Consider the following 22,148-nt stretch of genomic DNA (forward strand, 5'->3'; position numbering starts at 1 on the left):
ACCAGGCCTCGAGGTCAACCTGTAGGAGCGAGCCTGCTCGCGAACCGCATTCCAGTGTCTTCGCCGGCAAACGCCTAAGCAGGATGGGTGGAGCTTGCGATACCCATGCCGCCGGTGCCCGGTCATCGATGGGTATCGCTGCGCTCCACGCCATCCTACGTTCGCGCTTCGCCGTGCAGCAGGTGCGGGGGCCAATCTGGTCGCGGGCATGGCCCGCTCCTACAAGTGAGCATCTGTCGCAGCAGGGCACCCGCTGCAGGCGCCAAGCGAAACGCCCTGAAACACCCACCCTCTCCGCCCGTACCCGCAGCCACTCGACACCACCGCCCCGCTCAGGGATAAAGGCTCCACTTCGAAATTGGAGTGAGCCATGCGTTTCCCCTCGATGACCGCCCTGCGCGTGCTGGACGCCGTTGCCCGCCTGGGCAGCCTGTCCGGCGCGGCCAGCGAACTGAGCCTGACCCGCAGCGCCGTCAGCCACCAGTTGCACAGCCTGGAAGACTGCCTGGGCATCCCGCTCACCGAGCGGGTTGGCCGCGGCATCGCGCTGACCTACCACGGCGAATGCTTCGCTCGCGAAACCCAGCGCGCCCTGGCGATCCTCAACGAGGCGCGGCGCTTCGCCAATGCCGAGGAAGTCTCCGGCCGCCTGTGCGTGAGCTGCACGCCCGGATTCGCCACCTACTGGCTGTGCCACCAGATCGGCAAGTTCCAGCGAGCCCACCCGCAGGTGGAGCTGAACCTGGTCTCGCCGCGGGTGCCCGACGACGTCAGCGACCGCGACGTCGACCTGTTCATCGCCTACGGCGTGGGCGACTGGACCGACCTGCACGTCGACCTGATCGCCACCCTGGACACCTTTCCCGTGTGCAGCCCGTCGCTGATCAACTCCGTCGGCGGCCTCGACTCGCCGGAAGACCTCGCCAGCCTGCCCTTCCTGCACATGGTCGATCACTCCGACTGGCTGCTGTGGACCGCCGCCGCCGGGGTGAAGAACCTCAACGTGCGCAACGGCATCGTCTTCTCCGATGCGCACCTGGTGCAGTCGGCGGCCATCGCCGGGCAAGGCGTGGCCATGGGCGATGCGCTGGTCAGCGGCGACGCCATGGCCAAGGGGCAGTTGGTGCGGTTGTTCAACGTCGCCATCGAACCGCCCAATCGCTACTACTTCGTCACCGATCCTGCCAAGTCCGAACGCCCCGACGTGCGGGCCTTCAAGGCCTGGATGAAGGCCGAGCTGCGGATGTCCGAGCAGTTCCGCCACAGCGGCCGGAGCGCCGTGATAGGTGAATGATTTCGAACAATGAGGGCAAAAAAACGCGATTGATGCGGAGAGAGATTTAACAATACTGCATTAAAAAAAGGCCGCTGATTTTTACCCCGATCCTCACCCGGCGGCCGCTCGAACAAGAACAAGAAATCGAGGTAAGTGCAGTGGAGCGACAGCCCCAACTACGTGCCATCGGCATCGGCAAGAGCTACGGCAGTTTCAACGCGCTGGACAACGTGTCCATCGACATCCAGCAGGGCGAGTTCCTCACCCTCCTCGGGCCTTCGGGCTCCGGCAAGACCACCTTCCTGATGATCCTCGCCGGCTTCCAGGACCCGTCCCGCGGCAAGCTCGAAGAGGGCGGCGCCGACATCACCCGGCGCCCCGCCGAGAAGCGCAACTTCGGCATGGTGTTCCAGGGCTACGCCCTGTTCCCGCACATGAGCATCGAGGACAACGTCGCCTTCCCGCTGAAGATCCGTGGCGTGAAGGCCGAGGAGCGGAACCGCCGCGTACGCCACATGCTCGACGTGGTCGGCCTCGGCGAGCACCTGGGCAAGCGCCCCGGCGAGCTCTCCGGCGGCCAGCAGCAACGCGTGGCCATCGCCCGGGCGCTGGTGTTCGAGCCAGACATGCTGCTGCTCGACGAACCCCTTTCGGCACTGGACAAGAACCTGCGCGAGCAGCTGCAGGCCGAACTGCAGCGCATCCACCGCCAGGTCGGCACCACCTTCGTCTTCGTCACCCACGACCAGAACGAAGCCCTCGCCCTGTCCACCCGCATCGCCATCTTCAACCGCGGCCAACTGGCCCAGGTCGACGACCCGCAGACCATCTACAACCAGCCCAGCAACCGCTTCGTCGCCGAGTTCCTCGGCAAGATGAACCTGTTCCCGCTGAGCCAGGTGGGGCGCGCCGGCGAGCTGGCCTGCGGACGCTTCGGCGAGGCCGAGCTGCGCGCCGGCTACTCGCCGGCCGTGCAGGCCGAAGCACCGCTGCTGGCCGTGCGTCCGGAACACATGCAGCTGCATAGCGTGCCGCCGCAGGTGAACGGCCACAACGTGGTGCAGGCGGTGCTCACCGCCAAGACCTACCAGGGCGCCAGCACCGAGCTGTGCCTGGGTGCCGGCAGCGAGGGCAAGCAACCGATGAGCCTGGCCGTGCATGCCGACCACCAGGCCTCGCGCCTGGAACAGGGCGCCAAGGTCTGGCTGAGCTGGCCCATCGAGAAAAGCCTGCTGATCGCCTGAGTCGCCGAACGCGTTCGTCCCCTATTCGCCATCCCACCTGATCGGGAGCTGCACCCATGTTCAATCCTCACCAGCAAGACTGCATCGAAGTCCTCATCGAAAAGACCCGCCGCGGGCAGATTGACCGCCGCACCTTCCTCAAGGGCATGGGCCTGATGGCGGCCCTGCCGCTGGCCTTGCGCAGCGGCGTGAGCTTCGCTGCCGGCGACAAGCCGCTGGTGGTGGTGAACTGGGGCGGCGACGCCATCAAGGCGTTCGGCAAGGCCTGGACCGAGGGCTTCTCCAAGGCCACCGGCATCCCGGTGAAGATCGACGGCAGCGGCCCCACCGAAGGCGCCATCCGCACTCAGCTGTCCAGCGGCCGGGTGAGCTGGGACGTGGTCGACGCGGAAAGCTCGATCCTGCAGAACCTGGGCAAGGAAGGGCTGGTGCAGGCCATCGACTACAACGTCGTCTCGAAGGACAAGGTGCTGCCCGGCTTCGCCTACGAATACGGCATCGCCGACTACATGCTCAGCTACGTGATCGCCTACGACAGCGAGCGCTTCGGCGACAAGGTGCCCAAGACCTGGGCCGACTTCTGGGACGTGAAGACCTTCCCCGGCAAGCGCACCCTCTACAAGTGGATGAACGGCATGCTCGAGGCCGCGCTGCTGGCCGACGGCGTGGCGCCGGACAAGCTCTACCCGCTGGACGTGGCTCGCGCCATGAAGAAGATCGAGGAGCTCAAGCCCCACGTGCTGGCCTTCTGGGGCTCGGGCGCGGAGACCCAGCAGCTGCTGATCGAGGGCGAAGTGTCCATGGGCGCCATCTGGAACACCCGCGCCCAGGTGATCACCGAGGACAGCGAAGGCCGCATCAAGTGGACCTTCGACAACGCCCTGCTGGGCTGCAGCAACTGGGGCGTGCTCAAGGGCAACCCGGCCGGCACCGAGGCGGCCATGAAGTTCATCGCCTACGCCCAGGACCCGCAGTCCCAGGTCGAGCTGTTCAAGATGTTCGGCAACGGCCCGGCCAACCCCGCCGCCGCCGCGCTGATCCCGGACGACCGCAAGCACCTGAACTGCACCGATCCGTCCAACCTGCCCAAGCAGGTGATGCTCAGCCACGAGTGGTACACCGACCACTACGCGGCGACCCTGGAGCAGTACCTGACCCACATTTCCAAGTGACGCGGAGCGCAGGTCATGGCCGATAACGCCCCCTCGCGGCTCAAGCTGGGCGCCCTGCTGCTGCCGCTGCCGGTGGTTCTGATCGTGTTCTACGTACTGCCCTTCCTCGGCGTGCTCGGCTGGAGCGTGACCCTGCCGGAGCCGGGGATCGAGCAGTACCAGCGGATCATGACGGACCCGGCGATCCACGACGTGCTCTGGCGGACCTTCCGCCTGTGCACCACGGTCAGCGTGATCTCCCTGCTGATCGCCTACCTGATGGCCTACTGCTGGGTCTACAGCCCGCCGTTCTGGCAGCGCGTGGTGGAAATCTGCGTGTTCATCCCGTTCTGGCTGTCGGTGCTGGTGCGCGCCTTCGGCTGGCTGATCGCGCTGCGCAGCAACGGCCTGCTCAACGACTGGCTGCAGTACCTGGGCATCACCAGCGAGCCGTTGCAGCTCACCCGCAACGAGATGGGCGTGGTGATCGGCATGGTGCACTTCATGGTGCCCTTCGCGCTGTTCCCGCTGGTGTCGACCATGCGCCGCCTGGACCCGCGCGTGCTGCTGGCCGCGCGCGGCCTGGGCGCCGGGCAGATGCGCACCTTCTGGAGCATCTTCGTGCCGCAGACCATTCCCGGCATCCTCGGCGCCTTCATCATCGTCTTCGTGTTCTGCCTGGGCTTCTTCATCACCCCGGCGATCCTCGGCGGCGGGCAGACCGTGATGGTGGCCGAGTACGTCTACCTGCAGATGTTCCAGACCAGCAACTGGGGCCTGGGTGCCGCGCTATCGGTGGTGCTGCTGGCGCTGGTCAGCGGGATGATCTGGGCGCTGCTGCGCATGACCCGCGTCGACAAGCTGGTCGGCTGAGGACTCAACGATGAACGCACACGAAACCAAAGCCCCCAGCCGCCTGCTGGCGACCATGGCGATGATCTTCATGGTCTTCCCGCTGCTGGCGGTGATCCCGGTGTCCTTCACCAGCAAGCGCTTCCTCTCGATGCCCAACGGCAACTGGTCGCTGCGCCATTACCAGGCGCTGCTGGACAGCCCGGAATGGCTCTCGGCGATCGGGCAGAGCCTGATGGTCGCCACCGCCACCTGCATCATCGCGACCGCGCTGGCGGTGAGCTTCAGCCTCGGCATCTGGTACCTGCGCTCGCGCCTGGCGACCCTGCTGATCGGCCTGGTGCTGCTGCCCATGGCGATCCCGCCGATGATCTCGGCGATGGTCCTGTACTTCATGGAAACCAAGGTCAGCCAGTTCGCTCCCGGCCTGGGCTACGACACCCTGTTCGGCCTCACCATCGCGCACATCGTGATGGTGGTGCCCTACGGTGTGGTGACCATGCTGGTAGCGCTGAGCCAACTGGACCGGCGCATCGAACTGGCCGCGCGCAACCTCGGCGCGAGCCTGGGCCAGACCACCTTCATGGTGGTGCTGCCGAACCTCAAGCTGGGCGTGGCGAGCACCGCACTACTGTGCTTCGCGCTGAGCTGGGAGGAGATCGCGGTGACCCTGTTCGTCACCAGCACCGAGGTGAACACCCTGCCGCGGCAGATCTGGTCCGGCCTGCGCGACAACATCGACCCGGCCGTGGCGGCCATTTCGGTGGTGCTGATCGCCCTGACCTTCGTCGCGCTGATCGGGCGGATGATCGCCCAGCGCATCGCCGCGCGCCCGGTCGGCAGCTGAAGGCCAAGCGTATGACGCTCAACGTCATACGCCATCCAGCCTCGCGAAAATCACGCAGGGAAGCTCTACGTAGGATGGCGTGGAGTGCAGCGATACCCATCGATTTCCTGCGCACACAGCATGGGTATCGCTGCGCTCCCCCATCCTGCAAAGCGTTCATCCTGCGAATCGGGAACGAAGCGGCCCGGCGGATCACTCCGCTTTCTTGCGAATCCAGTACAGGTAGGTCCCCGCCTCTTCCTGCTGCTCCACCAGCTCATGGCCGAGGAAGACGCAGAACTTGGGGATGTCGCGGCGGGTGGAAGGGTCGGTGGCGATCACCTTGAGCAGGCCGCCGGCCGGCAGGTCGCGCACCTTGTTGTGCAGCATCATGACCGGCTCGGGGCAGTTCAGGCCGGTGGCGTCGAGAATCGCATCGACAGGCTGGGACATCGCGTAACTCCAGAAAAACCAATGGCGCATTGTCGCGCAAAGCGCACCGTGCGGTCACCCCGCGTCCGTCCGGGTCACCGAACCTTGGTTGGGGGTGGGCGCTGCGGGCGCCGGGCATGCTGGCGCATTCGCCCAGCTCCCATATCGACAGGAATGACGATGCGCGCCCTCCTCTGCCTGTGCCTTGCGCTGCTCGCCGGCTGCGCCGCCCGCGACCAGGTCCCCGACTTCAACGCCAGCGAAGGCAAAGACCTGCCGGCCACCTGGTTCGAGGCCGTCATCACCGCCCGCGACGGCACCAGGCTCTCCGCCACCGTGTTCCAACCGGCGCTCAAGGCCGGCGAAAACGCCCCGCTGATCGTCCACACCCACGGCTGGGGCGGTTGGCGGGTGACCGGTCCGGATGGTTACTACGGCAAGAACATGATGTCCGGCCGCGCCGCGCTGCGCGCCTGGAAGGCCGGTTTCTGGGTGGTCAGCTACGACCAGCGCGGCTGGGGCGGCAGCGACGGGCGCATCGAGATGATGAACCCGCAGTTCGAGGTGCAGGACGCCAGCGCGGTGATCGACTGGGCTGCCACGCACCTGGCGCGGCTGACAATGGACGGCCCGAACGATCCGCGCGTCGGCATGCTCGGCGAAAGCTACGGCGGCGCCGTGCAACTGCTGGCCTCCGCAGAAGACTCGCGCATCGATGCCATCGTCCCCATCGCCACCTGGTACGACCTGGCCGATGCCCTGGCACCGGATGGCCAGCTGAAGATCGGCTGGGGCGGCGTGCTGGTGAGCCTGGGGCTGGCCACGGGCTACGACCTGGGCAAGTTCGTCCAGGCCGATTACCTGCATACCACCGGTGGGCGCATGGCTGCACCGGTGCAGGCGGAGCTGCATGCCAACAGCCTTGCCAGCTATTGCGCGGCCGGTCGCCGGCCCCACGCTGACGCCCTGTTGATCCAGGGCCTGCGCGACACGCTGTTCCCGCTGGACCAGGGCCTGCAGATCCGCCAGTGCCTGAAACAGGGCCCGGCGGACGTGCGCCTGCTGGGCATGCAGGGCGGGCACATCCTACCGCCGCCGTTGCAGGCCTGGAGCGGACTGCCACCGTTCAACAACGAGCCGGTGATCCACTGCGGCTCGCGGGCGATCAACCTCTACACCGGCATCGTCGCCTGGTACGAGGAAAAGCTGCGCAAGCGCCCCGGCGCCGCCGACGGCGTGCCGGACCTGTGCATCAGCCTCGATCTTGACCAGGGCGTGGCGCTGGATGATCTGCCGGCTCCCGGCCCCACCGTGGCATTGCCGGGCACCGCCATCCGCCCGGCAGTGAGCGGTCTGCTGCAGCCTTCACGGTTCATCCCCTTGCAGCGCGTCAGCGAACACAGCGCCCTGCTCGGCAGCGCCGAAGTACGCCTGAACCAGCCGCTGACGGAGCGCCCCGAGGCGCAGTTGTTCGCCGCCCTGGCGATTCGCAGCGCCGATGGCAGCACCCGACGCCTGGACGAACAGGTGAAACCGCTGGCAAACCAGGGCAGCACGCGGCTGAACGCCGTCAGCGCCAGCCTCGCGCCGGGGGATGAAATCGGATTGCTGGTGAGCGGGTTCAGCGACCAGTACCTGTTCAACAGTTCCTGGCGAATTGCGCCGGTAGAGCTGCAGGGCGAAGTACAACTGCCCAACCTCATCCCGCTGCAACCACGAGTCGCGGGCTCCCTGTAGGAGCGGACCCTCAGCGCAAAGGCCCGTCCGGCGCTTCGTCCAGCTGCGCCAGCAGCATCGGCTGACCATCGCCCTCGGCGGGCAGCAGCGCCCATTGTTCCTTCTTGCCCAGGCGGCGGTATACCTGCTTCACCTGGCTCCCCAGCGGCAGCGGCGCCTTGAAGTGCGCGTCCAGGCGCACGTTCTCGGCCAGGCGGCGGCCAGTCAGGCTGCGCGCCAGGCCCCACATGCCGTGGGCGAAGGGCTTGCCGAAGCCATAGTGCGAGGCCATCAGCCGCGACAGGTGCAGCGGGTTGAAGTCGCCGCTGAGCCCGGCGTAGCGCCAGCCGACGATCTTCGGCACGCGCCACTGCACGCCGGAATGCACCGGTGCTTCCAGGGTGTGCCACTGGGCACGCTCGGGCAGCGGATCAGGCTCGCTCCCGCCATCGAGGAAGTCGCCCCGGCGCAGATAGGTGGTGATCGACTGCCAGTAGAGCATGTCGTGGTGCCAGGCCTCGGTGACCACGTCCACCTCCAGGCCCAGTTCGCTGCGGCGGCTGGTGAGGATGCGGCAGTCGAACTGCAGCGGCTCGTTCTCGTCGAGCAGACGGTAGCGCTGGATATGGCTGCGCAGGTGGATCAGCCCGACCACCGACAGCGGCATGCGCGAGCGGCTGAGCAGGCGCAGGTGCAGCGGCAGGCTGATGACCTGCGGATAGAGCAGCGGCACGCCCAGCGTCGGGTCGAGGCCGAAATGCTGGCGGTACGCGCGCAGGTGGCGCAGGTCGAATTTCAGGGTGCGACTATCCATCGCCAGGTAGGGCACGCGCTCGCCCTGGCCGAGGCCACGGCGTGGCAGCAGCATGCGGCTGTAACTGCCCAGGAGGGAGGGCAACTTTCGCTTCACGAAGGTCTCCGGAAGATCTCGCGCCGCACAGCATGGGCAATGCCGGGCGACGCGGCAAGTCACCGAAGGTCGGGTGGCGTGACCGGGCAGTTGCGCGTCGCTAGCGCTCGCCCTTCTCAATGCGGCGCAGGTGGCAGGTCACTTCCTCGCGGTCGTGATAGAGCTGCTTGCAGCCGATCTGCACCTTGAGCCCGCGCTCGCGGAAGGACTCCCCCAGGCGGTCGAGGATGCGCCGCACCTCGGCGTAACGCTGCTTCATCGGCAGCTTGAGGTTGACGATGGCCTCGCGGCACAGCCCCTCGCCGATCCAGGTTTCGATCATCGCGCCAGTGCGCGCGGGCTTCTCGACGATGTCGCAGACCATCCAGTCCATGCGCTGGCGCGGACGGAAGGCGTAACCGTCAACGCGCTGGTGCTCGACCAGCCCGGAGTACATCAGGTTCTCCGCCATCGGCCCGTTGTCCACGGCGACCACGCGCATCTCCCGGTTCACCAGCTGCCAGGTCCAGCCGCCGGGCGATGCGCCCAGGTCCACGGCAAGCATGTCCGGCGCCAGGCGGCGGTCCCAGTCGGCGCGGGGAATGAAATGGTGCCAGGCCTCTTCCAGTTTCAGCGTCGAACGGCTGGGCGCCTCGCGGGGGAACTTCAGCCGCGGGATGCCCATGGGCCACATGGCGCAGTTGCGCGCCTCGGCCAGGCCGATGAAGGCCTCGCGGCCGGAACGGAAGGTCAGCAGCAGGCGCGGCAGGCTGGGGTCTTCCACCAGCTTGCCGGCTTTCACCAGGGCGGCGCGCAGGGGCTTCTCGAACTTGCGGCAGAAAGTCGAAAGTTCCTTGCCATCGTTGGTGTCGAACACCTCCAGCCAGAGGCTGCCGCATTGCGCAAAGCCGGCGAGGGCTTCGAGGATCGCGCCGATACGGTCGGTTTCCGGCAGCGCAGTGAAGCCGTTACCACGCGCCCACTGACGCGGGAAGATCAGCTCAGGGAAACGCAGCTGGCGCATCAGGCGGTCAGCGCCATCGGCGTCCATGCAGATGAACTCGGCGTAGGCGGAGGCCGGCTTGGCTCGGGCGTAGCCGGGGATGTCCAGGCGCGCGGCGTGCTCGGACAGCTCGGCACAGACCTCGTTCTCGAAGCCCGGACGGCAATGCAGTAAGAGGGTATTCATCGGGGTGTCTCCTTGGCCGCGCACTATAGAGGCTGGCCACGAAGGTTTCATGCAGATTCGCCGGAAATATCCCACGACCTGAGCCACTTGTTCTGAACCCCACTCAGGAACCTGGGGTCCAGAACAGATGGCAATACCCCTTCGGGCGGTCTAGCTTGAGTGGTCTGGCCCAGCCCGCCAGAAGACTGCCCGATGATTGCCCTGCCTGGCGAAGATTGCCCCCGATTGCGGCCTGTCTGAAGTAGGCCTGCGATGGATCAGGACGTTAGCGCCCTCCTTCGCCAAGTATCGCCAGTGCGCCGTTGATTCGGCCGCGCCGCCGATCACGAGCAGAATCCAAGCCTGAGGAGAATGTCATGCCCGCAGTGGATAGCCTGAACAGCCTGCGCACCCTTGAGGTTGCCGGCAAGACCTATCACTACTACAGCCTGCCTGAAGCGGCGAAGAGTCTGGGGGACCTGGGCAAGCTGCCCATGTCCCTGAAAGTCCTGCTGGAAAACCTGTTGCGCTGGGAGGACGGCAACACCGTCACCGGCGACGACCTCAAAGCCCTGGCCGGCTGGCTGAAGACCCGCAGCTCCGAGCGCGAGATCCAGTACCGCCCCGCCCGCGTGCTGATGCAGGACTTCACCGGCGTACCGGCGGTGGTCGACCTCGCCGCCATGCGCGACGCCATGGCCAAGGCCGGCGGCGACCCGCAGAAGATCAACCCACTGTCCCCCGTCGACCTGGTCATCGACCACTCGGTGATGGTGGACAAGTTCGCCAGCCAGTCCGCCTTCGCTCAGAACGTCGAGATCGAGATGGAGCGCAACGGCGAGCGCTACGCCTTCCTGCGCTGGGGGCAGAACGCCTTCGACAACTTCCGCGTGGTGCCGCCGGGCACCGGCATCTGCCACCAGGTCAACCTGGAGTACCTGGGGCGCACCGTCTGGACCAAGGACGAGGACGGCCGTACCTACGCCTTCCCCGACACCCTGGTCGGCACCGACTCGCACACCACCATGATCAACGGCCTCGGCGTACTCGGCTGGGGCGTGGGCGGCATCGAGGCGGAAGCGGCCATGCTCGGCCAGCCGGTGTCGATGCTGATTCCCGAGGTGATCGGCTTCAAGCTCACCGGCAAGCTGAAGGAAGGCATTACCGCCACCGACCTGGTGCTGACCGTCACCCAGATGCTGCGCAAGAAAGGTGTCGTCGGAAAATTCGTCGAGTTCTATGGCGACGGCCTCGCCGACCTGCCGCTGGCCGACCGCGCCACGATCGCCAACATGGCCCCGGAATACGGCGCCACCTGCGGCTTCTTCCCGGTGGACGAGATCACCCTGGGCTACCTGCGCCTGTCCGGCCGCCCGGACGACGCGGTCAAACTGGTGGAGGCCTACAGCAAGGCCCAGGGCCTGTGGCGCGAGACAGGCCACGAACCGGTATTCACCGACTCCCTGCAACTGGACATGGGCGACGTCGAGGCCAGCCTCGCCGGGCCCAAGCGCCCGCAGGACCGCGTCGCCCTCGGCCATGTCAGCCAGGCCTTCGATGACTTCCTCGGCCTGCAGATCAAACCCGCCTCCACCGAGGAAGGCCGCCTGCTCAGCGAGGGTGGTGGTGGCGCCGCCGTGGGCGCGGCAGCCCAGACCGGCGAGGCTGACTACCAGCACGACGGCCACACCTATCGGCTGAAGAACGGCGCGGTGGTGATCGCCGCCATCACTTCCTGCACCAACACCTCCAACCCCAGCGTGATGATGGCCGCCGGCCTGCTGGCGAAGAAGGCGCTGGAGAAGGGCCTGCAGCGCAAGCCCTGGGTGAAGAGCTCGCTGGCTCCCGGCTCCAAGGTGGTCACCGAGTACTTCCACGCCGCCGGCCTGACCCGTTATCTCGACGAGCTGGGCTTCGATCTGGTCGGCTACGGCTGCACCACCTGCATCGGCAACTCCGGCCCGCTGCTCGACCCCATCGAGAAGGCCGTGCAGCAGGCGGACCTGACCGTCGCCTCGGTGCTCTCCGGCAACCGCAACTTCGAGGGCCGCGTTCATCCGCTGGTGAAGACCAACTGGCTGGCCTCGCCGCCGCTGGTGGTCGCCTATGCACTGGCCGGCACCGTGCGCACCGACCTGACGAAAGACCCACTGGGCACCGGCAAGGATGGCCAACCGGTCTATCTGAAGGACATCTGGCCGACCCAGCAGGAAATCGCCGACGCCGTACAGAAGGTCGACACGGCGATGTTCCACAAGGAGTACGCCGAAGTCTTCCAGGGCGATGAGAAATGGCGTGCGATCCAGGTGCCGGACGCCCAGACCTACACCTGGCAGGACGATTCCACCTACATCCAGCATCCGCCGTTCTTCGAGCACATCGCCGAGGCGCCACCGAAAGTCGCGGATATCCAGGGCGCCAACATCCTCGCGGTACTGGGCGACTCGGTGACCACTGACCACATCTCCCCCGCCGGCAACATCAAGAAGGACAGCCCCGCCGGCCGCTACCTCAGCGAGCACGGCGTGGCTTACGCCGACTTCAACTCCTACGGCTCGCGCCGTGGGAACCATGAGGTGATGATGCGCGGCACCTTCGCCAACATCCGCATCAAGAACGAGATGCTCGGCGGCGAGGAAGGCGGCAACACGCTCTACGTTCCCACCGGCGACAAGCTGGCGATCTACGACGCCGCCATGCGTTACCAGCAGGACGGCACCCCGCTGGTGATCGTCGCCGGCAAGGAATACGGCACCGGTTCGTCCCGCGACTGGGCGGCCAAGGGGACCAACCTTCTGGGCGTGAAAGCCGTGATCGCCGAAAGCTTCGAACGTATCCACCGCTCCAACCTGGTAGGCATGGGCGTGCTGCCGCTGCAGTTCAAGGACGGCCAGGACCGCAAGGCGCTGAAGCTGACCGGCAAGGAAGTGCTGAGCATCAGCGGCCTGTCGGGCGAGCTGAAGCCGCACATGAACCTCAAGGTCACGGTGAAGCGCGAGGACGGCAGCCAGGACAGTTTCGAGGTGCTCTGCCGCATCGATACCCAGAACGAAGTCGAGTACTTCAAGGCCGGCGGCATCCTCCACTACGTGCTGCGCAGCCTGATCTAAAGCGGTGCGGCGGCCTGCAACGGGCCGCCGCCCTCCTTCTTTCGTTTCATTTCCGTGACCGATGGCGATACGCTATCGTCATTCTCTCGGCGTCACTCTTCTGACATTTTTCTGTGATCGCCATCAAATTTTCGATCCAGCGGCCGATAAGCTGGACAGACGTGCCAATTCGCCTTTCTCCGAGATCCCAGCCTGATGCGCAACAACCAGCCGATCACCCAGCGTGAACGCACCTTCCCCGCCGAACAGCGGCTGATCTCCACGACCAACGCCCGCGGTGTCATCAGCTACGTCAACGATGCCTTCAGCGCCATCAGCGGCTTCTCCCGCGAGGAGCTGGTGGGTGCCGCGCACAACCTGGTGCGCCATCCGGACGTGCCGCCGGCGGTGTTCGCACACATGTGGACGACCCTGAAGAAAGGCCGCCCCTGGATGGGCATCGTCAAGAACCGCTGCAAGAACGGCGACCATTACTGGGTCAGCGCCTACGTCACGCCGATGTACGAGCACAACGAGATCGTCGGCTACGAATCGGTGCGAGTGAAGCCCACCGCCGAACAGGTACGCCGCGCCGAAGCGCTGTACGCGCGGATCAATGCCGGCAAGTCGGCCATCCCCGCCCGCGACCGCTGGTTGCCGGTGCTGCTGGACTGGCTGCCGTTCATCCTGATCGGCCAGATCGGCTTCCTCATCGGCGTCTGGCTGAACTCCCACTGGGGCTTCCTGCTCGCCGCACTGCTCTCGATCCCGCTGGGCCTGGCAGGCCTGGGCTGGCAGCAACGCGGGCTCAAACGCCTGCTGCGCCTGGCCGAACAGACCACATCCGACCCGCTTATCGCGCAGATGTACACCGACAGCCGTGGCGCCCAGGCGCGCCTGGAAATGTCGATCCTCAGCCAAGAGGCACGGTTGAAGACCTGTCTGACCCGCCTGCAGGACACCGCCGAAACGCTCACCGAGCAGGCCCGTGAAGCCGACTCCCTGGCCCACCACAGCTCCGCCGGGCTGGACCGCCAGCGCCAGGAAACCGAGCAGGTCGCCACCGCCGTCAACCAGATGGCCGCCACCACCCAGGAAGTGGCCGACAACGTGCAGCGCACCGCCGACGCCACTCGCCAGGCCAACAACCTGACCACCGAAGGCCGGCAGATCGCCGCCGAGACGCGCGAGGCCATGCAGCGTCTTTCCAGCTCCGTGGGCGAAACCGGTGAAGCAGTCAGCCAACTGGCCCGCGACAGCGAGCAGATCGGTGGCGTGGTGGACGTGATCAAGGGCATCGCCGACCAGACCAACCTGCTGGCGCTCAACGCCGCCATCGAAGCTGCCCGCGCCGGCGAGATGGGCCGCGGTTTCGCCGTGGTCGCCGATGAAGTCCGCTCCCTGGCCCAGCGCACTGCCGAGTCCACCGGGCAGATTCACCAGCTCATCGCCAACCTGCAGAACACCGCCACCGAGGCGGTGCGCGCCATGGACTCCGGCCGCCGCCAGGCCGACGAAGGCGTGGAGCGCGTGCTGCAGGCGGATAACGCGCTGGTGGGGATCAGCGACGCGGTGGCCAACATCACCGAGATGGCCACCCAGATCGCCGCCGCTGCCGAGGAACAGAGCGCCGTGGCGGAAGAGATCAACCGCAACATCAGCACCATCGCCAACCTGGCCGACCAGACCTCCGGCGAGGCCCAGCGCACCGCGCTGCTCAGCGAGGAGCTGACGCAGACTGCGCACCGCCAGTACTCGCTGGTGGAGCGGTTCAACCGCTGAGTACGGGCCTGCTGGACGACTTGTAGGAGCGCGCCATGCGCGCGATCGCGGGCATGGCGCGCTCCTGCAGCGGATGCCTATTTAGCTACTTGAAGTCCCACTGCATCTGAGCCGGGATGCTGACATCCCGCGAGGAGTGCACGCACACGTCGAGGTAGTCGGTAAAGCGCGGCGGCGCGGCGATGCCCTCATCCAGCAGACGCTGGTTGTCGAACAGGTAGTTGAGGTCCGCGAAGCCGCTGTATAGGCGTAACGCCCGCAGCACCAGGCGTGGATTGGCCTTGCCGATGCGGCTCTCGAAGCTGCCGGCCAATTCGCGCAGGTTCTCGCTGCTGACCTTGCGATAACGCGCGCCCACAGGCTCCTCGCCACGAGCGTCGGCATAGGCGCGATCGATCTCGCCGAAGGTGCACGCCGAACCGTGGCCGGCAGAGATGTGGTAGAGGCTGTGGCTCAGTGTCGGCTTCAGCGCCAGGGCTACCAGCGCTTCGGCGCAGTAGTCCACCGGGATCACATCGATCTGCTCGTCCAGGCCGCAGGTGAAGCTCTCCAGGGCGAAGCCCATGCGGAACACCCAGAAAATGCTCCCCGACGCACGGCAACCCAGTTCGCGGTGCCCAACCACGATGGACGGGCGCGCCACCACCAGCGGCAACGACGGCAGTTCCTCGCGCATGCGCCGCTCGATCTCGGCCTTGGAGGCGGTGTAGTCCACCAGTTGCTCTTCGCTGTCGGGGAAATCCCACGACTCGCACACTGGCGACTCGCGCTGCGGGCCGCAGCACATGGCGGTCCCTACATGGAGGAAGCGCTTGAGGTTGCGCGACTGGCTGAGCAGGCGGGCAAACGCAAAGGTGCCCTCGACGTTTACCGGCCAGATGCTCGGGTTCTTCGAGAACGAGGCCACCGCCGCGCAGTTGATCACCTGCTCCACACGCATGAGGCGGGCGCGCTCGCCCTGCATCCATGCGGTGTCCAGCAGGTCGCCGCAGAGAATCTGGTTCTCTTGAAGGCCCTCCAGCGCAATCTCCGGCACGCAGTGCAGGCGCAGGTTGTCGCGCAGCCGCTCCAGGCCCTGCTCCGGAGTTTCTGCCCGGACGAGGAACAGCAACGCCAGGCTGTGACCGTCGGCGATCAGGTGAGCGGCAACGGAGCCGCCAAGGAAGCCGGTAGCGCCAGTCAGCAACAGGCTGCGCGCGGCGCCGGGGGCGTATCGGAAGGGTTGGGTGGCAATGCGTTCAGCGTAATCGGGGTTCATGGCAGCGTTCGGCCTGTCCTCTGGAAGCGGGGCGTCGACTGCGGAGAGCCGACGCCGGCGAGGATAGGAACGCCTGCATTAAGGACCGATTAGCGCAATAGAAAAGCTTCGATCCTCGCGGCGGTGCTTTCCAGATGCTGCTCGTGGGTCAACCCGGAAGCCTTGAGCGGTTTGAGGTCGTGGTCGGCAGCGGCCAGCCACTGCAGCTGGATTGCCGGCGACAGCGAGTAGCCCTTGACCGTGGGGCGATCGCCCAGCGCATCACGTTCGCCCTGCACGATCAGGGTCGGCGTCTGCAGATCGGCGAGATGGGCAACCCGAGGCTTCTCCGGCTTGCCGGCGGCGTAGAACGGGTAGCCGAGACAGACCAGCGCATCAGCGCCAAGCTCGTCCGCCAGCAGGCTGGCCATCCGCCCGCCCATGGACTTGCCGCCAATGGCCAGCCTGCCCTGCACCTCGGCGCGGACCTGCGCGTAAACCTGCCGCCAGCACTCGAGCAACTGCTTCTGGGGGGTTGGCGGACGGCGCTTTCCATCCTCCCGGCGCATAGCCATATAGGGGAACTCGAAGCGCACCACGGAGATACCCCTTTCGGCCAGGCGCGCGGCAATGTCGTCCATGAACGGACTGTCCATCGGCGCACCCGCTCCGTGCGCCAGAACCAGCGTCGCTGACAGTTCGCGCCGTGCCGGGTTCCGCAGCAGCGACAAAGGACCGCAGGCGCCCGCGACAGGGGTCTCAGGTGCCAATTGATCCGAATCAATATTCCGGGAAGTGCCTTTATCCATCCTTCACTCCGCTAATTCCGAATTAGTACCTATCCCAAGGGGGAGGGGCGGCATACGCCGTAAGCCGTAAAAAACCTTGCCGGGATGGGCATAGCCCATAACCGTGGATGGAAGCCCATAAATGAGCACAACCAATCAGACCGCTTATAACTATAAGGTGGTCCGCCAGTTCGCCATTATGACAGTGGTGTGGGGGATCGTCGGCATGGCCGTCGGTGTCCTGATCGCCGCGCAACTGGTGTGGCCGGACCTTAACCTCGGCTTACCGTGGACGAGCTTCGGCCGCCTGCGTCCGCTGCATACCAACGCGGTGATCTTCGCCTTCGGCGGCTGCGCACTGTTCGCCACCAGCTACTACTCGGTGCAGCGTACCTGCCAGACCCGCCTGTTCTCCGACACCCTCGCTTCCTTCACCTTCTGGGGTTGGCAGCTGGTGATCCTGTGTGCCGCCATCACCCTGCCGCTGGGCATGACCTCCTCCAAGGAGTACGCCGAGCTGGAATGGCCGATCGACATCCTGATCACCATTGTGTGGGTTTCCTACGCCATCGTCTTCTTCGGCACGCTGATGAAGCGCAAGACCAAGCACATCTATGTGGGCAACTGGTTCTTCGGCGGCTTCATCCTGACCGTGGCCATCCTGCACGTGGTCAACAACCTGGAAATCCCGGTCAGCCTGACCAAGTCCTACTCGCTGTACTCGGGCGCCACAGACGCCATGATCCAGTGGTGGTACGGGCACAACGCCGTGGGCTTCTTCCTGACTGCCGGCTTCCTGGGGATGATGTACTACTTCGTGCCCAAGCAGGCCGAGCGTCCGGTCTACTCCTACCGCCTGTCCATCGTGCACTTCTGGGCACTGATCGCCGTCTACATCTGGGCCGGCCCGCACCACCTGCACTACACCGCCCTGCCGGACTGGGCTCAGTCCCTGGGCATGGTGATGTCCCTGATCCTGCTGGCTCCGAGCTGGGGTGGCATGATCAACGGCATGATGACCCTCTCGGGCGCCTGGCATAAGCTGCGCACCGACCCGATCCTGCGCTTCCTGGTGGTTTCCCTGGCCTTCTACGGCATGTCCACCTTCGAAGGCCCGATGATGGCCATCAAGACCGTCAACGCCCTCTCCCACTACACCGACTGGACCATCGGCCACGTACACGCCGGCGCTCTGGGCTGGGTAGCCATGGTCTCCATCGGCTCGCTCTACCACATGATCCCGAAGGTCTTCGGTCGCGAGCAGATGCACAGCGTGGGCCTGATCAACACCCACTTCTGGCTGGCCACCATTGGCACCGTTCTGTACATCGCCTCGATGTGGGTCAACGGCATCACCCAGGGCCTGATGTGGCGCGCAGTGAACTCCGACGGCACCCTCACCTACTCCTTCGTCGAAGCCCTGGCCGCTGGCCACCCCGGCTTCATCGTGCGGATGATCGGTGGTGCCATCTTCCTGCTGGGCATGCTGGTCATGGCCTACAACGTCTGGCGCACCGTCGCTGCCGCCAAGCCGGCTGAAATGCAAGCCGCGGCGCAGATGGCCTGAGGAGACCGACATGAAACACGAAGTACTCGAGAAAAACGTCGGCCTGCTGGCCCTGTGCATGGCCGTCGCCGTCAGCATCGGCGGCCTGACCCAGATCGTTCCGCTGTTCTTCCAGGACGTCACCAACACCCCGGTGGAAGGCATGAAGCCCTACACCGCGCTGCAACTGGAAGGCCGTGACGTGTACATCCGCGAGGGCTGCGTAGGTTGCCACTCGCAGATGATCCGTCCGTTCCGCGCCGAGACCGAGCGCTACGGCCACTACTCCGTCGCCGGCGAAAGCGTCTGGGACCACCCGTTCCTCTGGGGCTCCAAGCGTACCGGTCCGGACCTGGCCCGCGTCGGCGGCCGCTACTCGGACGACTGGCACCGCGCGCACCTGTACAACCCGCGCAACGTGGTGCCGGAGTCGAAGATGCCCGCCTACCCCTGGCTGGTCGAGAACAAGCTCGACGGCAAGGACACGGCGAAGAAACTGGAAGTGATGCGTGTCATGGGCGTGCCCTACACGGACGACGACATCGCTGGCGCCAGCGATTCCGTCAAAGGCAAGACCGAAATGGACGCGGTGGTCGCGTACCTGCAGGTCCTCGGCACCTCCATCAAGAACAAGCGGTGACAGCATGGATATCGGGACCATTCGCGGCCTCGGCACCGTCATCGTGATGGTGGCCTTCGTCGGCGTACTGCTCTGGGCTTACGGCGGCAAACGCAAGGAGCGCTTCGACGAAGACGCGCTACTGCCCTTCGCGGATGACCCGGCAGCCAAGCGTCACGCTGAGCAAGAGCAAGCTTCTAGGAGCAACAACGCATGACTACCTTCTGGAGTCTGTACATCACCGTTCTAACAGTCGGCTCGCTGATCGCCCTGCTGTGGCTGGTATTCGCCACCCGCAGCGGGCAGTCCTCGAACACCACCGACCAGACCATGGGCCATGCCTTCGACGGCATCGAGGAATACGACAACCCGCTGCCCAAGTGGTGGTTCCTGCTGTTCGTCGGCACCATCGTGTTCGCCGCCGGCTACCTGGTCCTCTACCCGGGCCTGGGCACCTGGAAAGGCATCCTGCCGGGTTACGACGGCGGCTGGACCCAGGACAAGCAATGGGAGCGCGAAGAAGCCCTGGCCAAGGAAAAATATGGCCCGATCTTCGCCAAATACGCCGCCATGCCCGTGGAAGAAGTGGCAAAAGACCCGCAAGCCATGAAAATGGGCGAGCGTCTCTTCGCCACCTACTGCTCCATCTGCCACGGCTCGGACGCCAAGGGCGCCCAGGGTTTCCCGAACCTGACCGACAGCGACTGGCGCTGGGGCGGTACCGCCCAGGACATCGAGACCACCATCCTCGGTGGCCGTCACGCTGCCATGCCGGCCTGGGGCGAAGTACTGGGCGAGAAAGGCGTTCAGGACGTCGCCGCGTTCGTCACCGCCAACCTCGACGGCCGCAAGCTGCCCGAGGGTGTGACTGCGGACAACGTCGACAACGGCGGCAAGCTGTTCGCTACCACCTGTGTCGCCTGCCATGGTCCGGAAGGCAAGGGCAACCCGATCATGGGTGCGCCTGACCTGACCCACCCGGGCGCCTTCATCTACGGCTCCAGCTACGCACAACTGCAGCAGACCATCCGCCACGGCCGCCAGGGCCAGATGCCAGCGCAGGAGCAATACCTGGGCAAAGACAAAGTGCACATTCTCGCCGGTTACATCTACAACATTTCCGGCCAGGCGAAGTAAACTCCCCGCCCCCAACTCGCGCCCACTAAAACGGGCGCGAGTTTCTTACCCCCGCAATATCGCGACGAAGTGTCGCACCCTCTCTATCTCCTTTCTTCACACCCTTCCGGTTCACGTCTAAGCTGGATTCCATTCGCAAACCTGCAATACGACTAACCTGACCCACTTCCCAGGTTGGTACGGGCGACTCGAAACAGGCGCAAACAGCGGCGCAAAGCGCTTCGGAGCAGGCGTCGAACCGGCACCGTGCCAAGGCCCGGCGCGTTGCAATGGCCACCTGCTTTCTCCATACTTGCCGCCGTTTTTTTGTCCATAAAATCCAAAAACCGTGGAACCTTAGAATGAGCACAGCAATCAGTCCGACTGCTTATAACTATAAGGTCGTCCGCCAGTTCGCCATCATGACGGTGGTCTGGGGGATACTTGGAATGGGGGTGGGTGTTTACATCGCCTCACAGTTGGTTTGGCCCCAGTTGAACCTGGACCTTCCCTGGACCAGTTTCGGGCGCCTGCGTCCGCTGCACACCAACCTGGTGATCTTCGCCTTCGGCGGCTGTGCTCTCTTCGCAACTTCCTACTACGTCGTACAGCGCACCTGTCAGACCCGCCTGATTTCTGACAGCCTCGCGGCCTTCACCTTCTGGGGTTGGCAAGCGGTGATCGTGCTGGCCGGCATCACCCTGCCGCTGGGCTACACCTCCTCCAAGGAGTACGCCGAGCTGGAATGGCCGATCGACATCCTGCTGGCCATCGTCTGGGTCACCTACGCCGTGGTGTTCTTCGGCACCATCGTCAAGCGCCAGACCAAGCACATCTACGTGGGCAACTGGTTCTACGGCGGCTTCATCCTCGTCACCGCCATGCTGCACATCGTGAACAGCGCGGAACTGCCGGTGACCTGGTTCAAGTCCTACTCGGTCTACGCCGGCGCCACCGACGCGATGATCCAGTGGTGGTACGGCCACAACGCCGTGGGCTTCTTCCTGACCACCGGCTTCCTGGGGATGATGTACTACTTCGTTCCGAAGCAGGCCGAGCGTCCGATCTACTCCTATCGCCTGTCCATCGTGCACTTCTGGGCGCTGATCACCCTGTACATCTGGGCCGGTCCGCACCACCTGCACTACACCGCACTGCCGGACTGGGCCCAGTCCCTGGGCATGGTGATGTCCCTGATCCTGCTGGCTCCGAGCTGGGGCGGCATGATCAACGGCATGATGACCCTCTCGGGCGCCTGGCATAAGCTGCGCACCGACCCGATCCTGCGCTTCCTGGTGGTTTCCCTGGCCTTCTACGGCATGTCCACCTTCGAAGGCCCGATGATGGCGATCAAGACCGTCAACTCCCTGTCGCACTACACCGACTGGACCATCGGCCACGTACACGCCGGCGCTCTGGGCTGGGTTGCGATGATCTCCATCGGCTCCCTGTACCACCTGATCCCGAAGGTCTTCGGTCGCGAGCAGATGCACAGCATCGGCCTGATCAACGCCCACTTCTGGCTGGCCACCATCGGTACCGTTCTGTACATCGCCTCGATGTGGGTCAACGGCATCACCCAGGGCCTGATGTGGCGCGCGATCAACGCCGACGGCACCCTCACCTACTCCTTCGTGGAAGCCCTGCAGGCCAGCCACCCGGGCTTCATCGTCCGTGCTCTGGGCGGCGCCTTCTTCGCCTCCGGCATGCTGCTGATGGCCTACAACACCTTCCGTACTGTGCGCGGTTTCAAACTGGCTGACGCCGATGCCGCTGCCCAGATCCCCGCTGTAGGAGCTCACTGATGAAGCACGAAGTAGTCGAGAAGAACATCGGCCTTCTGGCCTTCTTCATGGTCATTGCGGTGAGCATCGGCGGTCTGACCCAGATCGTCCCGCTGTTCTTCCAGGATGTGACCAACAAGCCGGTCGAGGGCATGAAGCCGCGCACCGCGCTGGAACTGGAAGGCCGTGACATCTACATCCGCGAAGGCTGCGTTGGCTGCCACTCGCAGATGGTCCGTCCGTTCCGCGCCGAGACCGAGCGCTATGGCCACTACTCCGTCGCCGGTGAAAGCGTCTGGGATCACCCGTTCCTGTGGGGTTCCAAGCGTACCGGTCCGGACCTGGCCCGCGTCGGCGGCCGCTACTCGGACGACTGGCACCGCGCTCACCTGTACAACCCGCGCAACGTAGTGCCGGAATCGAAGATGCCCTCCTACCCCTGGCTGGTGGAGAACAAGCTCGACGGCAAGGACACGGCGAAGAAAATGGAAGCCCTGCGTACGCTGGGCGTGCCTTACACCGATGAAGACATCGCCGGTGCCCGTGATGCCGTCAAAGGCAAGACCGAGATGGACGCTGTCGTCGCCTACCTGCAAGGCCTCGGCACCATCATCAAGAGCAAACGGTGACAGT

Annotated in this window: 19 protein-coding genes; 14 read left to right on the plus strand and 5 right to left on the minus strand. The window is 65.3% G+C overall.

The annotated features are described in order from the left end of the window. The first annotated feature begins 370 nt into the window (after nucleotides 1–370). The 5 genes from IB261_RS18785 to IB261_RS18805 all read left to right on the plus strand — a co-directional run bounded on the left by IB261_RS18785 (nucleotide 371) and on the right by IB261_RS18805 (nucleotide 5,370). Nucleotides 371–1,294, plus strand: a complete 924-nt coding sequence (locus tag IB261_RS18785) for a LysR substrate-binding domain-containing protein (protein WP_081518536.1) — start codon at nucleotides 371–373, stop codon at nucleotides 1,292–1,294. A gap of 140 nt (nucleotides 1,295–1,434) precedes the next feature. After that, nucleotides 1,435–2,520 carry an ABC transporter ATP-binding protein gene (locus tag IB261_RS18790; RefSeq protein WP_081518537.1) on the plus strand — a complete coding sequence of 362 codons (1,086 nt, stop codon included), beginning with the start codon at nucleotides 1,435–1,437 and terminating at the stop codon, nucleotides 2,518–2,520. Nucleotides 2,521–2,576: 56 nt separating this feature from the next. Next, nucleotides 2,577–3,692 carry an ABC transporter substrate-binding protein gene (locus IB261_RS18795; protein WP_081518538.1) on the plus strand — a complete coding sequence of 372 codons (1,116 nt, stop codon included), beginning with the start codon at nucleotides 2,577–2,579 and terminating at the stop codon, nucleotides 3,690–3,692. Between the two features lie 15 nt (nucleotides 3,693–3,707). After that, complete coding sequence (locus IB261_RS18800; protein WP_081518539.1) at nucleotides 3,708–4,544, plus strand: ABC transporter permease; 837 nt, start codon at nucleotides 3,708–3,710, stop codon at nucleotides 4,542–4,544. Between the two features lie 10 nt (nucleotides 4,545–4,554). Next, a complete protein-coding gene (locus IB261_RS18805) occupies nucleotides 4,555–5,370 on the plus strand; it encodes an ABC transporter permease (protein ID WP_151187644.1) in 816 nt (271 codons plus the stop codon). Nucleotides 5,371–5,562: 192 nt separating this feature from the next. On the opposite strand, the gene tusA is transcribed toward IB261_RS18805, so the two are convergent. Then, a complete protein-coding gene (tusA, locus tag IB261_RS18810; protein ID WP_015477744.1) occupies nucleotides 5,563–5,802 on the minus strand; it encodes a sulfurtransferase TusA in 240 nt (79 codons plus the stop codon). A gap of 159 nt (nucleotides 5,803–5,961) precedes the next feature. Between tusA and IB261_RS18815 the strand changes: the two genes are divergently transcribed. Then, complete coding sequence (locus tag IB261_RS18815) at nucleotides 5,962–7,518, plus strand: alpha/beta hydrolase (protein ID WP_192381380.1); 1,557 nt, start codon at nucleotides 5,962–5,964, stop codon at nucleotides 7,516–7,518. Nucleotides 7,519–7,528: 10 nt separating this feature from the next. Here the strand turns inward: IB261_RS18815 and IB261_RS18820 are convergent, their stop codons facing one another. Next, nucleotides 7,529–8,407 carry a MaoC family dehydratase gene (locus IB261_RS18820; protein ID WP_081518542.1) on the minus strand — a complete coding sequence of 293 codons (879 nt, stop codon included), beginning with the start codon at nucleotides 8,405–8,407 and terminating at the stop codon, nucleotides 7,529–7,531. A gap of 100 nt (nucleotides 8,408–8,507) precedes the next feature. Continuing rightward, entirely contained in the window at nucleotides 8,508–9,575 is a 1,068-nt protein-coding gene (gene rlmM / locus IB261_RS18825; RefSeq protein WP_192381379.1) for a 23S rRNA (cytidine(2498)-2'-O)-methyltransferase RlmM, read from the minus strand. Between the two features lie 356 nt (nucleotides 9,576–9,931). Between rlmM and acnA the strand changes: the two genes are divergently transcribed. Further along, nucleotides 9,932–12,664: an aconitate hydratase AcnA gene (gene acnA, locus IB261_RS18830; RefSeq protein WP_192381378.1), complete on the plus strand. Its 2,733-nt coding sequence runs from the start codon at nucleotides 9,932–9,934 to the stop codon at nucleotides 12,662–12,664. Between the two features lie 195 nt (nucleotides 12,665–12,859). Then, the gene (locus tag IB261_RS18835) at nucleotides 12,860–14,425 is read left to right on the plus strand and encodes a methyl-accepting chemotaxis protein (protein ID WP_081518545.1); all 1,566 of its coding nucleotides are present in this window, start codon (nucleotides 12,860–12,862) and stop codon (nucleotides 14,423–14,425) included. 85 nt (nucleotides 14,426–14,510) lie between these two features. Here IB261_RS18835 and cprA read toward each other — a convergent pair whose 3' ends face one another. Both cprA and IB261_RS18845 read right to left on the minus strand, forming a co-directional pair. Continuing rightward, a complete protein-coding gene (gene cprA / locus IB261_RS18840; protein WP_225605924.1) occupies nucleotides 14,511–15,683 on the minus strand; it encodes a cationic peptide resistance protein CprA in 1,173 nt (390 codons plus the stop codon). Between the two features lie 89 nt (nucleotides 15,684–15,772). Continuing rightward, entirely contained in the window at nucleotides 15,773–16,471 is a 699-nt protein-coding gene (locus IB261_RS18845) for an alpha/beta family hydrolase (protein ID WP_225605923.1), read from the minus strand. Nucleotides 16,472–16,592: 121 nt separating this feature from the next. Here IB261_RS18845 and ccoN (IB261_RS18850) point away from each other — a divergent pair, with 121 nt between their 5' ends. The 6 genes from ccoN (IB261_RS18850) to ccoO (IB261_RS18875) all read left to right on the plus strand — a co-directional run bounded on the left by ccoN (IB261_RS18850) (nucleotide 16,593) and on the right by ccoO (IB261_RS18875) (nucleotide 22,144). Further along, nucleotides 16,593–18,017 carry a cytochrome-c oxidase, cbb3-type subunit I gene (gene ccoN, locus IB261_RS18850; RefSeq protein WP_138214734.1) on the plus strand — a complete coding sequence of 475 codons (1,425 nt, stop codon included), beginning with the start codon at nucleotides 16,593–16,595 and terminating at the stop codon, nucleotides 18,015–18,017. A gap of 10 nt (nucleotides 18,018–18,027) precedes the next feature. Further along, on the plus strand, nucleotides 18,028–18,636 hold the full coding sequence (gene ccoO, locus IB261_RS18855; protein ID WP_017516306.1) for a cytochrome-c oxidase, cbb3-type subunit II: 609 nt from the start codon (nucleotides 18,028–18,030) through the stop codon (nucleotides 18,634–18,636). Nucleotides 18,637–18,640: 4 nt separating this feature from the next. Further along, nucleotides 18,641–18,832: a CcoQ/FixQ family Cbb3-type cytochrome c oxidase assembly chaperone gene (locus IB261_RS18860; RefSeq protein ID WP_017516305.1), complete on the plus strand. Its 192-nt coding sequence runs from the start codon at nucleotides 18,641–18,643 to the stop codon at nucleotides 18,830–18,832. Then, the gene (ccoP, locus tag IB261_RS18865) at nucleotides 18,829–19,752 is read left to right on the plus strand and encodes a cytochrome-c oxidase, cbb3-type subunit III (RefSeq protein ID WP_138214736.1); all 924 of its coding nucleotides are present in this window, start codon (nucleotides 18,829–18,831) and stop codon (nucleotides 19,750–19,752) included. Before IB261_RS18860 ends, ccoP begins: the two co-directional genes overlap by 4 nt. A gap of 341 nt (nucleotides 19,753–20,093) precedes the next feature. Then, nucleotides 20,094–21,536, plus strand: coding sequence for a cytochrome-c oxidase, cbb3-type subunit I (ccoN, locus tag IB261_RS18870; protein WP_081518548.1), 1,443 nt, complete (start codon nucleotides 20,094–20,096; stop codon nucleotides 21,534–21,536). After that, the gene (gene ccoO / locus IB261_RS18875) at nucleotides 21,536–22,144 is read left to right on the plus strand and encodes a cytochrome-c oxidase, cbb3-type subunit II (RefSeq protein WP_017516817.1); all 609 of its coding nucleotides are present in this window, start codon (nucleotides 21,536–21,538) and stop codon (nucleotides 22,142–22,144) included. Before ccoN (IB261_RS18870) ends, ccoO (IB261_RS18875) begins: the two co-directional genes overlap by 1 nt. Nucleotides 22,145–22,148: the final 4 nt, after the last annotated feature.

Origin of the sequence: Pseudomonas sp. PDM20 (assembly GCF_014852575.3) — a bacterium.
In the GTDB taxonomy this organism is placed as follows: Bacteria; Pseudomonadota; Gammaproteobacteria; order Pseudomonadales; family Pseudomonadaceae; genus Pseudomonas.

Coding starts and splice junctions, on each gene's coding strand:
- IB261_RS18860 (WP_017516305.1), top strand. CDS start 18,641: ATGGATATCGGGACCATTCGCGGCCTCGGCACCGTCATCGTGATGGTG.
- tusA (WP_015477744.1), bottom strand. CDS start 5,802: ATGTCCCAGCCTGTCGATGCGATTCTCGACGCCACCGGCCTGAACTGC.
- acnA (WP_192381378.1), top strand. CDS start 9,932: ATGCCCGCAGTGGATAGCCTGAACAGCCTGCGCACCCTTGAGGTTGCC.
- IB261_RS18785 (WP_081518536.1), top strand. CDS start 371: ATGCGTTTCCCCTCGATGACCGCCCTGCGCGTGCTGGACGCCGTTGCC.
- cprA (WP_225605924.1), bottom strand. CDS start 15,683: ATGAACCCCGATTACGCTGAACGCATTGCCACCCAACCCTTCCGATAC.
- ccoO (WP_017516306.1), top strand. CDS start 18,028: ATGAAACACGAAGTACTCGAGAAAAACGTCGGCCTGCTGGCCCTGTGC.
- ccoO (WP_017516817.1), top strand. CDS start 21,536: ATGAAGCACGAAGTAGTCGAGAAGAACATCGGCCTTCTGGCCTTCTTC.
- IB261_RS18835 (WP_081518545.1), top strand. CDS start 12,860: ATGCGCAACAACCAGCCGATCACCCAGCGTGAACGCACCTTCCCCGCC.
- IB261_RS18805 (WP_151187644.1), top strand. CDS start 4,555: ATGAACGCACACGAAACCAAAGCCCCCAGCCGCCTGCTGGCGACCATG.
- ccoN (WP_081518548.1), top strand. CDS start 20,094: ATGAGCACAGCAATCAGTCCGACTGCTTATAACTATAAGGTCGTCCGC.
- IB261_RS18815 (WP_192381380.1), top strand. CDS start 5,962: ATGCGCGCCCTCCTCTGCCTGTGCCTTGCGCTGCTCGCCGGCTGCGCC.
- IB261_RS18795 (WP_081518538.1), top strand. CDS start 2,577: ATGTTCAATCCTCACCAGCAAGACTGCATCGAAGTCCTCATCGAAAAG.
- IB261_RS18800 (WP_081518539.1), top strand. CDS start 3,708: ATGGCCGATAACGCCCCCTCGCGGCTCAAGCTGGGCGCCCTGCTGCTG.
- rlmM (WP_192381379.1), bottom strand. CDS start 9,575: ATGAATACCCTCTTACTGCATTGCCGTCCGGGCTTCGAGAACGAGGTC.
- IB261_RS18845 (WP_225605923.1), bottom strand. CDS start 16,471: ATGGATAAAGGCACTTCCCGGAATATTGATTCGGATCAATTGGCACCT.
- ccoP (WP_138214736.1), top strand. CDS start 18,829: ATGACTACCTTCTGGAGTCTGTACATCACCGTTCTAACAGTCGGCTCG.
- ccoN (WP_138214734.1), top strand. CDS start 16,593: ATGAGCACAACCAATCAGACCGCTTATAACTATAAGGTGGTCCGCCAG.